Origin of the sequence: Nocardia brevicatena NBRC 12119 (assembly GCF_000308495.1) — a bacterium.
Lineage (GTDB): Bacteria > Actinomycetota > Actinomycetes > Mycobacteriales > Mycobacteriaceae > Nocardia > Nocardia brevicatena.
In genome coordinates this window covers 107,559-120,768 of record NZ_BAFU01000023.1, presented here as the reverse complement: position 1 = coordinate 120,768, position 13,210 = coordinate 107,559, and the positions used below count along the sequence as shown (strand labels likewise).

14 protein-coding genes are annotated in these 13,210 nt (G+C 66.0%); all 14 read right to left on the bottom strand.

Features of this window, described 5'->3' with window-relative positions; genetic code table 11:
• Window positions 1-310: 310 nt before the first annotated feature.
• The 14 genes from murA to ON20_RS05385 all read right to left on the bottom strand — a co-directional run bounded on the left by murA (window position 311) and on the right by ON20_RS05385 (window position 13,048).
• The gene (gene murA / locus ON20_RS05450) at window positions 311-1,570 is read right to left on the bottom strand and encodes a UDP-N-acetylglucosamine 1-carboxyvinyltransferase (RefSeq protein WP_040833822.1); all 1,260 of its coding nucleotides are present in this window, start codon (window positions 1,568-1,570) and stop codon (window positions 311-313) included.
• Between the two features lie 186 nt (window positions 1,571-1,756).
• Window positions 1,757-2,368 carry a cob(I)yrinic acid a,c-diamide adenosyltransferase gene (locus tag ON20_RS05445; protein ID WP_040833821.1) on the bottom strand — a complete coding sequence of 204 codons (612 nt, stop codon included), beginning with the start codon at window positions 2,366-2,368 and terminating at the stop codon, window positions 1,757-1,759.
• 120 nt (window positions 2,369-2,488) lie between these two features.
• Window positions 2,489-2,929: a DUF2550 domain-containing protein gene (locus ON20_RS05440; RefSeq protein ID WP_040833856.1), complete on the bottom strand. Its 441-nt coding sequence runs from the start codon at window positions 2,927-2,929 to the stop codon at window positions 2,489-2,491.
• 277 nt (window positions 2,930-3,206) lie between these two features.
• The gene (locus ON20_RS05435) at window positions 3,207-3,584 is read right to left on the bottom strand and encodes a F0F1 ATP synthase subunit epsilon (RefSeq protein WP_040833820.1); all 378 of its coding nucleotides are present in this window, start codon (window positions 3,582-3,584) and stop codon (window positions 3,207-3,209) included.
• 6 nt (window positions 3,585-3,590) lie between these two features.
• Window positions 3,591-5,039 carry a F0F1 ATP synthase subunit beta gene (gene atpD / locus ON20_RS05430; RefSeq protein WP_040833819.1) on the bottom strand — a complete coding sequence of 483 codons (1,449 nt, stop codon included), beginning with the start codon at window positions 5,037-5,039 and terminating at the stop codon, window positions 3,591-3,593.
• Between the two features lie 23 nt (window positions 5,040-5,062).
• A complete protein-coding gene (locus ON20_RS05425; RefSeq protein ID WP_040833855.1) occupies window positions 5,063-6,034 on the bottom strand; it encodes a F0F1 ATP synthase subunit gamma in 972 nt (323 codons plus the stop codon).
• A gap of 137 nt (window positions 6,035-6,171) precedes the next feature.
• Window positions 6,172-7,806: a F0F1 ATP synthase subunit alpha gene (gene atpA, locus ON20_RS05420; RefSeq protein ID WP_040833818.1), complete on the bottom strand. Its 1,635-nt coding sequence runs from the start codon at window positions 7,804-7,806 to the stop codon at window positions 6,172-6,174.
• 67 nt (window positions 7,807-7,873) lie between these two features.
• On the bottom strand, window positions 7,874-8,683 hold the full coding sequence (locus ON20_RS05415; RefSeq protein WP_040833817.1) for a F0F1 ATP synthase subunit delta: 810 nt from the start codon (window positions 8,681-8,683) through the stop codon (window positions 7,874-7,876).
• Between the two features lie 19 nt (window positions 8,684-8,702).
• Window positions 8,703-9,263, bottom strand: coding sequence for a F0F1 ATP synthase subunit B (locus ON20_RS05410; protein ID WP_040833816.1), 561 nt, complete (start codon window positions 9,261-9,263; stop codon window positions 8,703-8,705).
• Window positions 9,264-9,268: 5 nt separating this feature from the next.
• Complete coding sequence (locus tag ON20_RS05405; protein WP_040833815.1) at window positions 9,269-9,514, bottom strand: ATP synthase F0 subunit C; 246 nt, start codon at window positions 9,512-9,514, stop codon at window positions 9,269-9,271.
• Window positions 9,515-9,594: 80 nt separating this feature from the next.
• A complete protein-coding gene (gene atpB / locus ON20_RS05400) occupies window positions 9,595-10,374 on the bottom strand; it encodes a F0F1 ATP synthase subunit A (protein ID WP_498043792.1) in 780 nt (259 codons plus the stop codon).
• 329 nt (window positions 10,375-10,703) lie between these two features.
• Window positions 10,704-11,147: a Cg1360 family ATP-synthase-associated protein gene (locus ON20_RS05395; RefSeq protein ID WP_174361854.1), complete on the bottom strand. Its 444-nt coding sequence runs from the start codon at window positions 11,145-11,147 to the stop codon at window positions 10,704-10,706.
• Between the two features lie 11 nt (window positions 11,148-11,158).
• Window positions 11,159-12,325, bottom strand: a complete 1,167-nt coding sequence (locus ON20_RS05390; protein ID WP_051161685.1) for an MraY family glycosyltransferase — start codon at window positions 12,323-12,325, stop codon at window positions 11,159-11,161.
• Between the two features lie 57 nt (window positions 12,326-12,382).
• Window positions 12,383-13,048 carry an L-threonylcarbamoyladenylate synthase gene (locus ON20_RS05385; protein ID WP_040833852.1) on the bottom strand — a complete coding sequence of 222 codons (666 nt, stop codon included), beginning with the start codon at window positions 13,046-13,048 and terminating at the stop codon, window positions 12,383-12,385.
• Window positions 13,049-13,210 lie beyond the last annotated feature (162 nt).

The window sequence follows — 13,210 nt, the reverse complement described above, 5'->3', positions numbered from 1 at the left end:
CTATCTGGCCGATTATTCTCAGCTGATCGGTGAAGCAACTTTTCCAGCTTAGCCCACTCATGTACCCGGTTGCAAACCGGACACTCGATCGAGCCATTGTGATCGTCAGGCGCTCCTCGTCCTACCTCGTTTCCCTGGCCCTTCGCTGAGCGCTTCCGCTCGGCTCCTCGGCCCCGGGTCGGTGTCCGTGTCGCTCTGACGTTGAATAAGTTACGTGCAGTTGTTTGCGATGTCAAATCGCCTGGTCAGGAACGATTTTCAAAGCGCCGTTTTCGCTATCCGTTCACACCGCGCGGCGAAACGAATCCATTCATTCCGCCGCCCCGACCCGTTCGATCCGCGCACCGAGCGCCTGCAGGTTCTCGACGAAGTTCGGATAACCCCGATCGATGTGGAAAACGTCGTGCACCTCGGTGGTCCCCTCGGCGACCAATCCCGCCAGGACGAGACCGGCGCCCGCGCGGATATCCGACGACCAGACCGGCGCACTGGACAACCGAGGGATACCCCGCACCACCGCGTGGTGCCCGTCGGTGCGGGCGTCGGCACCCAACCGGATCATCTCCTCCACGAAACGGAACCGCGCCTCGAAGATGTTCTCGGTGATCATGGAGGTTCCGTCGGCGATGGCGGCCAGGCCGATCGCCATCGGCTGCAGGTCGGTGGGGAACCCGGGGAACGGCAGGGTGGAGAAGTTCACCGCCCGCGGCCGTTCCGGCTGGACCACCCGGAACCCCTCCGGTTCGAAGGAGATCCGCGCACCCGCTGCGCGCAGTTTGTCCAACACCAGCGACAGGTGTTTGGGATTGACCCCGGTGACGCGCACGTCCCCCATGGTCATGGCCGCGGCGATGCCCCAGGTCGCGGCGACGATCCGGTCGCCGATCACACGGTGTGTCGTAGGTGAGAGCCGTTTCACGCCCTGGATGGTCAGTACCGAGGTGCCGGCCCCGCTGACCCGGGCACCCATCTGGTTGAGCATGGTGCACAGGTCGACGATCTCGGGTTCCCGCGCGGCATTGTCGATCACCGTTTCGCCGTCGGCGAGGACCGCGGCCATGAGGATGTTCTCCGTGGCGCCCACCGACGGGAAGTCGAGCCGGATCCGGGCACCCTGGAGCTCGTCGGCGCGGGCGACCACGCAGCCGTGCTCGATCTCGCTGGTCGCGCCGAGCAGCCGCAGACCGGCCTGGTGCATGTCCAGGGGGCGGGAGCCGATGGCATCGCCGCCGGGCAGCGCGACCACGGCGCGTCGGCAGCGCGCCATGAGCGGACCGAGCACACAGACCGAGGCGCGGAACTGGGTGACAGCGGCGAAATCCGCGTGATACTTGGGCTCGGTGGGCGTGTCGATGGTCACCACCGCACCGTCGACCGTCACATCGCATCCCAGGCCGCGCAACACGTCGGCCATCAGCGGCACATCCAGGATGTCGGGACAGTTCGTGATGGTGGTGGTGCCCTCGGCAAGCAGGGCAGCGGCCATCAGCTTGAGGACACTGTTCTTGGCGCCGCCAACCGTGACCTCACCGACCAGCCGGTCGCCGCCTGTTACCAAAAACCGTTCCATGCCGCCTCTCCGCGTTATCGGCACACCAGTGAGTGCCAGGATAGTGCGCTCTGTTCCTGCGACGATGCCCGCCGCGGAGCCACCGCCCACACCCTTCGCCCCGGGTCGGAGCGTGGGTTCGTCTGGCGCAGTATCCATGGTTCCGGTGAAATTCGGTCGGATTTCGTCGCAGTCGGATGGGCGCGATCAGGTCTCGGAATCCGGGGTGGCCGTCGTCTCGTCGGTGGAGCGACCGCCCCCGGGCTGCCACAGCACATCCCCGCCCGGATTCGCATACCGGGCGAGGATGAACAACAGATCCGATAACCGGTTGAGATATTTGGCGGGCAGGACCGAGGTGTCATCGGGGTAGGCGGCCACGGCCGCCCAGGCCGAACGCTCCGCCCGTCGCACAACGGTGCGCGCGCTGTGCAGCAGGGCCGCCAGTGGGGTACCGCCGGGCAGGATGAACGAATTCAACGGTGCCAGTTCGGCGTTGAATTCGTCACACCATGCTTCCAGGCGATCGATATAGGGCTCGGTGACCCGCAGCGGTGGATACTTCGGCTCGGCGACGACAGGGGTGGACAGGTCCGCGCCCACATCGAACAGGTCGTTTTGCACCCCTCGCAGCACCACGAGCAGTTCGGCCTCCGGCAGGCCCAGCGCAACGGCCACGCCGAGGGCCGCATTGGCCTCGTCGCAGTCGGCATATGCGACCAGGCGCGGGTCGGTTTTGGCGACCCTGGAGAAATCGCTGAGACCGGTGGTCCCGTCGTCTCCGGTGCGGGTGTAGATCCGCGTCAGGTGCACGCTCACACGACAACCATAAACGGTGTCCGCGCTCCGGTGCGGTGTCCATTCGGTATGAGCGGGTGCCCCACGTGGTCGCGCTGCGCTACCACCTCCGGGCGCCGGCCGCTCATGCCGGGGCTTCGATCAGATGGTTCCGGAGCCCGGTCGGTCGCGTAGTCGGCGCGCGCGGTCGGATGGACGGGACTCCACCCAGGACAGGAAGGCCGCCAGCGAACCGCGGTCCAGCGCCAGCTCGTAGCGGCCCTCGTTGTCGGATACCGCGATCACCACGATCTCGTCGGTCATGATGTCGTATTCGTCGCCCTGGGGACCGCGTTTGTCCCCGAGCTCGATACCGCGGCGGCGGATCACCGAATCCGGTCCGAGTTTCAGGCTGGTCAGCTTGAAGAACACCAGCCGGTCCTCGTCATACCGGATCAGACCGTGCCGCCAGCGCTCACCCCCACGGGCGGGCAGGACCCGCAGAATCGCGGCGGTGCCGCCGCGCCGCAGCATGACCAGGCGATACGTGGAGGCGAGGGCGAGTCCGACCAGCAGCAACACCAGAATGATCAGAAGAACCATCCCGGTCTGCAATGCCGCACATCCCTTCACTCACCCAACCGAACCGGAATTATCCATTCGGTGTACTCGCGGTCATTCAATCATGGCCCCGAGTTTACAAACGGCCGGGGCGTGTCAACGCCACCGACCGAATGCCGGTTTCGCACGGCGACCCGTGTCACTGCTGCGGGGTGGCCGTTCTCCCCGGAGACGACTCGACCGGCGGCGGGGCAAACCCGCCGCCGGTCGAGTACCGGCTGTCGAATCGGCGCCTGTGATGACAGCCGACGAACGCGCGCTAGGCCGAAGCGCTCTGCTCCACCGCGCGCACGCGGCCCTGCGCCACCCGCAGTTCCTCTTCCGAGGCCGAGGAATCGGCGAGCACGCGACGAGCCGCCTCGATATCGACCTCGGTCGAGAACTCGGCGGACTCGGCCAGCACCCGTACCGCGTCGGCGGTGACGGAGAAGAACCCGCCGTGCACCGCCGCGACGACCCGCTGCCCCTCGTTGTCGACGATGGTCACCGTTCCGCCCTCGACCAGTTGGCCGAGCAGCGGCTCGTGACCCGGCATGATGCCGATCTGTCCCTCGGTGGTCTGGGCACTGACGAAACTCGCCCGGCCGGACCACAGCCGCCGCTCGACGGCGACCAGATCAACTGACATATCCGCCATCGGTGACTACTTTCCGGCGATCTTCTTCGCGGCCTTCTCGACATCGTCGAGACCACCGCAGGAATTGAACGCCTGCTCCGGGAAGTGGTCGAACTCGCCCTTGCAGACCCGGTCGAAGTCGTCGATGGTCTGCTCCAGCGGAACCACCGAACCCGGCTGACCGGTGAACTTCTCGGCCACGATGAAGTTCTGGCCGAGGAACTTCTCCAGGCGACGGGCGCGGCCGACGAGGACCTTGTCCTCTTCGGAGAGCTCGTCCATACCGAGGATCGCGATGATGTCCTGCAGTTCCTTGTACTTCTGCAGGATGCGCTTGACCTCGTTGGCCACCGCGAAGTGCCGGTCACCGACGATCGAGGCCTCCAGGATGCGGGAGGTCGAGGTCAGCGGGTCGACGGCGGGATAGATACCCTTCTGCGAGATCGGGCGGGAGAGCTCGGTCGTGGCGTCCAGGTGGGCGAAGGTGGTCGCCGGGGCGGGGTCGGTGTAGTCGTCCGCGGGCACGTAGATGGCCTGCAGCGAGGTGATCGACTTACCCCGGGTCGAGGTGATGCGCTCCTGCAGCTCACCCATCTCGTCGGCCAGGGTCGGCTGGTAACCGACGGCCGAGGGCATCCGACCCAGCAGGGTCGACACCTCGGAACCGGCCTGGGTGAACCGGAAGATGTTGTCGATGAACAGCAGCACGTCCTGGTGCTGCACGTCGCGGAAGTACTCGGCCATGGTCAGGGCCGACAGCGCGACGCGCATACGGGTGCCCGGCGGCTCGTCCATCTGGCCGAAGACGAGGGCGGTGTCCTGAAGGACGCCCATCTCTTCCATCTCGATGCGGAGGTCGGTGCCCTCACGGGTGCGCTCGCCGACGCCGGCGAACACCGAGGTGCCGGAGAATTCCCGCGCGATACGGGTGATCATCTCCTGGATCAGCACGGTCTTGCCGACACCGGCACCACCGAACAGACCGATCTTGCCGCCCTTCACGTACGGGGTCAGCAGGTCGATGACCTTGATGCCCGTCTCCAGGATTTCGGTCTTACCCTCGAGCTGGTCGAAGCTCGGCGGCTTGCGGTGGATACCCCACTGTTCGCCGTCGCGGCCGGTGCCCGGCGCGTCCAGGCAGTCGCCCAGCGCGTTGAACACATGGCCCTTCACCACGTCACCGACCGGCACCGAGATCGGCTTGCCGGTATCGGTGACCTCGGCGCCGCGGACCAGCCCGTCGGTCGGCTGCATCGAGATGGTGCGCACGATGTTGTCGCCGAGGTGCTGAGCGACCTCGAGGGTCAGGATCTTGGCCACCGCCGCGAGGGTGATCTCGGCGTGCAGCGCGTTGAACAGATCTGGGATCGAACCCCGGGGGAACTCGACGTCCACGACGGGGCCGATGACCCGGACCACGCGGCCCACGGCCGCGCCGGTCCGGCTCGAGTGGTCTTGGGTGACAGCTGCGGTCATTGGTTGGTTCTCTTCCTGGGGGTCTAGTCGCGATCCAAGCTCGCCGCCAGGGCGTTCACGCCGCCGACGATTTCGCTGATTTCCTGCGTGATGTTGGCCTGGCGCACCGAGTTCGCCTGACGGGACAGCGTGCTCGCCAGTTCGGTGGCGTTATCGGTGGCCGCCTTCATTGCGGTGCGCCGAGCCGCGGACTCGGATGCCGCTGCCTCGAGCAACGACGCGTAGATACGCGTACTGACGTACTTGGGCAGCAGCGCTGCCAACAGCACATCGGCGTCGGGCTCGAATTCGTACTGCGCCTGCGCCACGGCGGTGGGTGAATCGGTCATCATGTCCGCACCCATGTCGAACGCCTCCTCGACGTAGCTCACCTGGATCGGCGCCATCCGGCGCACCTCCGGGGTCTGGGTCAGCATGGTCACGAACCGGGTGTAGACGATGTGCAGTTCGTCCACGCCCGCGGTATTTCCCGTGCCGTTCGGCGCCGGTACTTCGCCCTCGGAGCCCGCCATGAAACTGGCCACCAAGTGGTCGCAGGCCATCCGGGCATCCGAGTACTTCGGCTGCTGTGAGAACCCGGTCCACGAGGCCGTCGGCGTCCGGTTGCGGAAGGTGTAGTACGTCAGGCCCTTGTTGCCCATGACGTACAGCACCGGCTCCTTGCCCTCTTCGCGCAGGGTGGTCATCAGCTCCTCGGCGCGCTTGAGCACGTTCGAGTTGTAACCACCGCACATACCGCTGTCACTGGTGATGACCAGCACGGCCGCCCGCCGCGGATTCGGACGCTCGGTCAGCAACGGATGCGCCAGATTCTTCGACGCGCTCGCCAGCTCGGCGACCACCTTGGTGATCTCCTCCGAGTACGGCTTCGCGGCGGCGACCCGGGCCTGGGCCTTGGTGATACGCGAGGTGGCGATCAGTTCCTGGGCCTTGGTGATCTTCTTGATCGAATTGACACCGCGAATACGGGAGCGCAATTCACGCAAGCTTGCCATCAGCGGTTCACACTCCTGGCTCATCCCCGCATGAGCGGGGAGCTGGGGTGAATCGACGGCGAGCGCACGCCGGCGCACGGCCGTGCGCTCGCCTTTCGCTCCCGCCGAGGATTGTATGACTCATCACGGACCGCCGATTACTTCTCGACGTGCTTGCGGGTGACCGACAGCGACTCGACCTCTTCGTGATCCAACTCACCGGCCGGCTCTTCCACCACCCGGCTGCCGTCGGAGGCCAGGAAGCCTTCCTTGAACTGCTGGGTGGCCGCCTTGATCTGCTCGGCCGCCTCACCCTCGAGCACCTTGCCGCCCCCGATGGACGCGAAGGCCTCGGCCGCGGTGCGGTGCAGGTCTTCGATCAGCTCCCGGTTGAAGCGGCGGATATCGGCGACCGGCACCGAGTCGTAGTAGCCGTTGTCGACCAGGAAGATGGACACGATCTGGTCCTCGACCGGAATCGGGGAGTACTGCTCCTGCTTGAGCAGCTCGACCCAGCGGGCGCCGCGCTCGAGCTGGGCCAGCGAGGCGGCGTCCAGGTCGGAGGCGAACGCGGAGAACGCCTCCAGCTCGCGGTACTGCGCCATTTCCAGACGCAGCGAACCGGCGACCTTCTTCATGCCCTTGGTCTGGGCGGCGCCACCGACGCGGGAGACCGAGGTACCGACGTTGATCGCCGGACGGACACCCTTGTTGAACAGATCGGACTCGAGAAAGACCTGACCGTCGGTGATGGAGATGACGTTGGTGGGGATGAACGCCGAGATGTCGTTGGCCTTGGTCTCGATGATCGGCAGACCGGTCATCGAACCGCCACCCATTTCGTCGGACAGCTTCGCGCAGCGCTCCAGCAACCGCGAGTGCAGGTAGAAGACGTCACCCGGGTAGGCCTCGCGGCCCGGCGGGCGGCGCAGCAGCAGCGAGATCGCGCGGTAGGCCTCGGCCTGCTTGGTGAGGTCGTCGAATACGATCAGCACGTGCTTGCCCTGGTACATCCAGTGCTGGCCGATGGCCGAACCGGTGTAGGGAGCCAGCCACTTGAAGCCGGCGGAGTCGGAGGCCGGGGCCGCGACGATGGTGGTGTACTCCATCGCGCCGTGCTCCTCCAGCGCGGTCTTCACGCCCGCGATGGTGGAACCCTTCTGACCGATGGCGACGTAGATGCAGCGCATCTGCTTCGTGGGGTCGCCGGACTCCCAGTTCGCCTTCTGGTTCAGGATCGCGTCGATGCAGACCGCGGTCTTACCGGTCTTGCGGTCGCCGATGACCAACTGGCGCTGGCCGCGGCCGATGGCGGTCAACGCGTCGATGGCGGTGATACCCGTCGCCATCGGCTCCTCGACAGGCTGGCGCTCCAGCACGGTCGCGGCCTGCAGTTCGAGGACGCGACGCTCTTCGGCATCGATCTCGCCCAGGCCGTCGATCGGCTGACCGAGCGGGTTCACGACGCGGCCGAGGAACTTGTCGCCGACCGGAACCGAGAGCACGTCGCCGGTGCGGCGGACCTGCTGGCCCTCCTCGATCTCGGCGAATTCGCCGAGGATCACGGCACCGATCTCACGGTCCTCGAGGTTCAGCGCTACGCCGAGCACACCGCCCGGGAATTCGAGCAGCTCGTTGGCCATGGCCGAAGGCAGGCCACTGACGTGCGCGATGCCGTCACTGGTATCGGTGACGACACCGACTTCCTCGATGGAGGTTTCCGGGGTGTAGCTCTGGGTGTAGCTTGCGATCGCGCTACGGATCTCGTCGGAGGAGATCGTCAGCTCCGCCATGTTCTTCCTGCTCTCGGTGTCTGGTCTGGAATGTCGGGGGTGGGATGGGCCGGCCGGCGGCGAACCGCTAGCTCAGTTCGCGGCGCAGCCGTTCCAGTCGGCCGGTGGCGCTGCCGTCGATCACATCGTCGCCGATGCGCACGACGAGCCCGCTCAGCAGACCGGGATCGACCTCGACGTGCACCGTGACGGCTTGGCCGTAGATGCGCTGCAGCGAACTGGCGAGCCGTTCCCGCTGCTGGTCGGACAGCGTGATCGCCGAGCGCACATGCGCGACGACCTGGTGTCGCCGGGCCGCGGCCAGGTCGGACAGTTCATCGAAGGCCGTACCGATCCCGGCCCGGTTCCGGGTCACCACCTGCTCGGCCAGGGTCTGGGTGATGTCCTCGGTCTTACCCGAAAGCAGCCGGGACAACAGTTCGCGTTTGGCCGCGGCGGGTTTGCCGCGGTCGGACAGCGCCTGCTCCAGGTCGGGGTTGTCGGCGATAATCCGGCCGAGTCGGAACAGTTCGTCCTCGACCGCGTCCAGGCGGCCTCGTTCGGCGGCCGACTCCAACAGGGCCTGCTGCCCCAGCAAGACCAGGGTATCGACCAGATCGGCGGGGCGCGACCAGTCCTGGGCGACCGCAGTGGTCAGCACCGCCTGGGTGGCGGCGCTGACCTTGCCGCCGAAGACTCGCTCGCTCAGCTCGGCGCGCACCGAGCCGGGCACCGACACGTCCGCGAGCGCCACACGCAGCGAACGCTGGTCGTCGAGCACGGAGACAACGGCGAACAGTTCGGACCCCGTGGTGACCGCGACACCGTTGCTTCCGCTCAGCGCGGATGTCAGCGCCTCCCGGGACCGGGAACTGGCCTCGCGGCTCGCTGCGTACATGGTTCTCACGCCTCCGTCGTTACCTTCCGACCCCGATGCCGGCATTCGACTTGTCGATCTCGTCGAGGAATCGCTCGATCGTCGCCGCCTGCTTGGCCTCGTCCGACACCGACCGGCCGATGATCTTCTCGGCCAGATCCACGGCGGTGCGGCCCACATCGGCCCGCAGTTCGGTGAGGATCTGCTGGCGCTGGGCTTCCAGCTGGGTGTGCCCGGCCGCGACGATGCGGTCGCTTTCCGCCTGGGCTTCGGCGCGCATCTGCGCGAGAATCTGCTGCCCCTGGGCACGAGCGTCCTCGCGGATCTTCGCCGCCTCGAGTCGCGCTTCGGCCAGCTGCTGCTGGTACTGCTGCAGAGTCTGCTGGGCTTCTTCCTGCGCGGCCTCGGCCCGCTGGATTCCCCCCTCGATCTTGTCCGAACGCTCGTCCAGCACCTTGGACAGGCGCGGAATCACGTACTTGTAGAAAATAACGGCGATAATCGCCACACACACCGCCGACCAGACGATGTCGTACGTCGCGGGCAGAAGAGGATTCACATCCTCTCCTTCTTCGGCTGCGAGCAGAGTGAATTCGATCATCGGAATCAGAAGATGAAGCCGGCGACGAGGCCGATCAGGGCAAGCGCTTCGGTGAACGCGATACCGAGGAACATGTTGGTACGGATCTGACCGGCGAGTTCGGGCTGCCGGGCAATACCCTCGATCGCCTTACCGACGACGATACCGACGCCGATGCCCGGACCGATGGCTGCCAGACCGTAGCCGACGGCGCCGAGGCCTTTCAGCGTCGACTCGTTGGCAGCTTCCTGGGCCAAGTACGAGAGGCTCATGAGTCTTCCATTCCCTTTCTTTTGCTCACCCGCCGGTCGGCGTGGTGTAGCAGGTCTTCTGTGCGGTTGTTGCGGTCAGGTCAGTGTGAGTCTGCGTGTTCGGCGAGACCGATGTAGACGGCGGTCAGCAGGGCGAACACATACGCCTGCAGGAAGATCACCAGCAGCTCGAACAGCGTGAAGGCGAAACCGCCCAGCAGCGAGAACGGCGAGAACCCCTTCATCCACGCGGCGTCGGCGTCGAAAAGGAAGAACTGCGTCGCGCTGAAGAACAGCACCAGCATGATGTGACCGGCCAGCATATTGGCCATGAGTCGGACGGTCAGCGTGAACGGGCGCAGCAGGAAGGTCGAGATGAACTCGATCGGAATCAGCAGCACGTGCATGGCGGCCGGAACATTCGGAACCACGATGCTGCTGCGCATGTACTTGACGAAGCCGTACTTCTTGATACCCACGTAGTTGAACGCGATATAGGCCAGCACTGCCAGCACCAGCGGCATACCGATGCGGGCATTCGACGAGATATTCAGGAACGGGATCACGCCGGTGAAATTGAGGAAGAGGACGGTGAAGAAGATCGTCGCGATGAGCGGGAAGAACCTGCGCCCGGTTTCCTTGCCGAGAACCTCTTCGCAGATCTGCTCCTTGACGAAGACGAGACCCATCTCGGCGGCATTCTGCAGGCCGCGCGGCACGATACGCGGGGTGCGGAATGCCAGGAACATGACACCGGCCAACACCGCCGTCATGAGGATGCGGATCAACATCAGACGATCGAGTTCGAACGGTGTCCCCTCGAACAGCACCGCCGGAGGGAAGAAGTCGGTTAGCGATGGCGCGTGGAATTCCGCGGCCAAGGTGGTGACGCTCAGCGTTCTCTCCCGTGTTCGGGCCGCGGGGCCTGTACGCTCCCGCGGTTCGATCGGACATTGACGATCAGTGTGGGTCGACTCAGGTCGGCTCGAAGTTCGTCAGCAGCTGCGCGGCGTTCCCGCTCGGGCGTCTGTACGTGTCGGCGACATCGTCGACATGCAGAACCAGGCCTTTCGAGCCCGGTACGGCAGTTAGCATAGCGGCAGCCGGTGGGACCGCTTCATCCTCCCGCGCGGTCGCTTTGCTTACCAATACTTTACCAAGTTATCTACGACAACGTGTAGGTGGGGGCGGGCAACATGGATCACGCCCCTCAACTGCTCTCATCGGATTCGGGCACCGTCACGTACGGAACCTTCTGCCGTAATACACCATAAGTCTCCGCACCGAGCACGACGACCAGCGCGCCGACCACGGTCAGGAACAGGGCGACCCGGTCATAGAAATCGAACCGATTCAGCACGGCGATGACGATCAACGCCACCAACAATTTTCCCACCCAACTCACCAGCATAACCAATCCCGCGGTGGTGGGTGGCAGCTTCGCGCCGAACAGCACCACCACAACAGTGGTGAGAATGAACCCTCCGCCGATCGCCGCGCCCAGCAGCGCGCCCCACAAACCCGCCATGCCGCCGAGCACACCCCCCAGAACGACCGCGAGCACGGTCAGCACGGCCAACCCCACCACCCCGTAGCGCAGAGCTGCGCGCAGCGGGGCGTCGGCGCCGGCGGATCGGGTCGATGGTGTGTGCACGACCCGCAACTCTACCCGGCCTCCTCTTCGGCTTCCGCGGGCTCCCGCAGCGCCTGTCGTCGCCACAGGCCCGGCAGGGCGGTGGCGACCAGCGCGAACAGCAGACCCCCGGCCATCAGCAGCACCACCACGCGGCGGTCCATCAACGAGGTGCCCACCGCGCCGAAAGCCAGTACACAGACCCACAGGTAGATCAGCAGCACCACGCGCCGGTGCGAATGGCCGATCTGCAGCAGCCGGTGGTGCAGATGCATCTTGTCCGGAGTGGAGAAACTCACGCCCGCCCGCACCCGGCGCACCACCGCCAGGACGAGGTCCAGCACCGGGATGAACATCACAGCGCCGACCAGCAGCACCGGCGAGAGCAGACCGACGATATCCCGCGGCCCGTACCCCTGCAGCGGAATACGCCCCGAAGCACTGGTGGACACCGCCGCCAGGACCAAGCCGATCAGCATGGACCCCGAATCCCCCATGAAGATCCGCGCCGGCGAGAAATTGTGCGGCAAGAAACCGAGACAGGCACCGGCCATGGCGGCCGCCAGCAGGGCGGGTGGATAGGTGTCCACCGAACCGCCCTGTTCGGTGAGCAGGCCCACGGTGAACGCGAAAACCGCCGCGGACGCGATCAGGCCGAGTCCGGCGGCCAAACCGTCCAGACCGTCGACGAAATTCATGGCGTTGATCAGGGTGACCGCGACCGCCACGGTCACCAGGCCACCCTGCAGAGCGTCCAGTACCACGGTGCTGTTGTTGAACGGGTTGTAGATGACATACCAGCTCAGACCCATCACCGCCATCACCCCGGCGGCGGTGACCTGTCCGGCGAATTTCGTCAGCGCGTCCAAGCCCCATCGGTCGTCCACGATGCCGACCACCACGATGATCGACGCGGCCACCAGCACCGCGGAGATATCGGGCAGATAGTCGAACCCGCGCCGCAGCGCGGGCAGTTGATGGGCGAACAACACCGCCGCGACCACGCCGATGTACATGCCGACCCCGCCCATCCGGGGAATCGGTTTGACATGCACATCCCGATCGCGCGGCACCGCCACCGCGCCGAACCCGATGGCCACGACTCTGATCCCGCCCGTGGCCAGGAAAGTGACCACGGTGGAGATCAGCAGGACCAGCAGGAGTTCCCGCAGCGGGACGACCGCACCGGAACCGCTCATAGCACCAACCACCCCATCACCGGGGGTACCGCCTGTTCATCAGTAGATTGCGTTCCCTCACCGGGCGACAGGGCCGGCCAGGGCTTCGGGCTCCATACCGAGTACCGCGGCGACCTCGTCCACCGGCACCGCACCCGCGCGCAGAATACGCGGTTGGTCGGCGGTGAGATCGACGATGGTGGAGGCGACCGAATGCCGGGCCGGGCCTCCGTCGAGATATACGCCCACATGATCGCCGAGCTGTTCCCGGGCCTCGGTCACGGTCGTGGCCGCCGGGCGCCCCGACACGTTCGCGCTGGAGACCGCCAACGGGCCGACCTCGCGCAACAACTCCAGCGCGACCGGATGCAGGGGCATCCGCAGCATCACCGTGCCCCGAGCCTCACCGAGATCCCAGGCCAGCGACGGCGCCTGCTGCACCACGATGCTCAACCCACCCGGCCAGAACGCCCGAATCAACTCCCGCGCCTGCGGGCGCACCGAGAACACCAGCCCGTCAATGGTGTTCCACGAACCGACCAACACCGGTACCGGCATATCGCGCCCACGTCCCTTGGTGGCCAACAGCGCGGATACGGCCGCACTGTCGAATGCGTCGGCACCGAGCCCGTAGACGGTATCGGTGGGTAGCACCACCAACCGCCCGGACTTCAGGGCGCTGGTGGCGGCGGACAGTCCGGCGGCACGCGAATCGGAGTCGGCGCAGTCGTAGACGGTACTCACGGCATCCATCCTGTCATGCTGTGTTTCCGACGCCGCCTTCGGCGGCGCGGGGTTGCTGTGTTGAATTGCCCGCGCGTTCGCGCGGGCGGGGTTGCGGCCCTGGCGGGTCTCGCGTTTCGGCACCCGAGACTCGCGCCTTCGGCGCATGCGCTTCGGATGCCG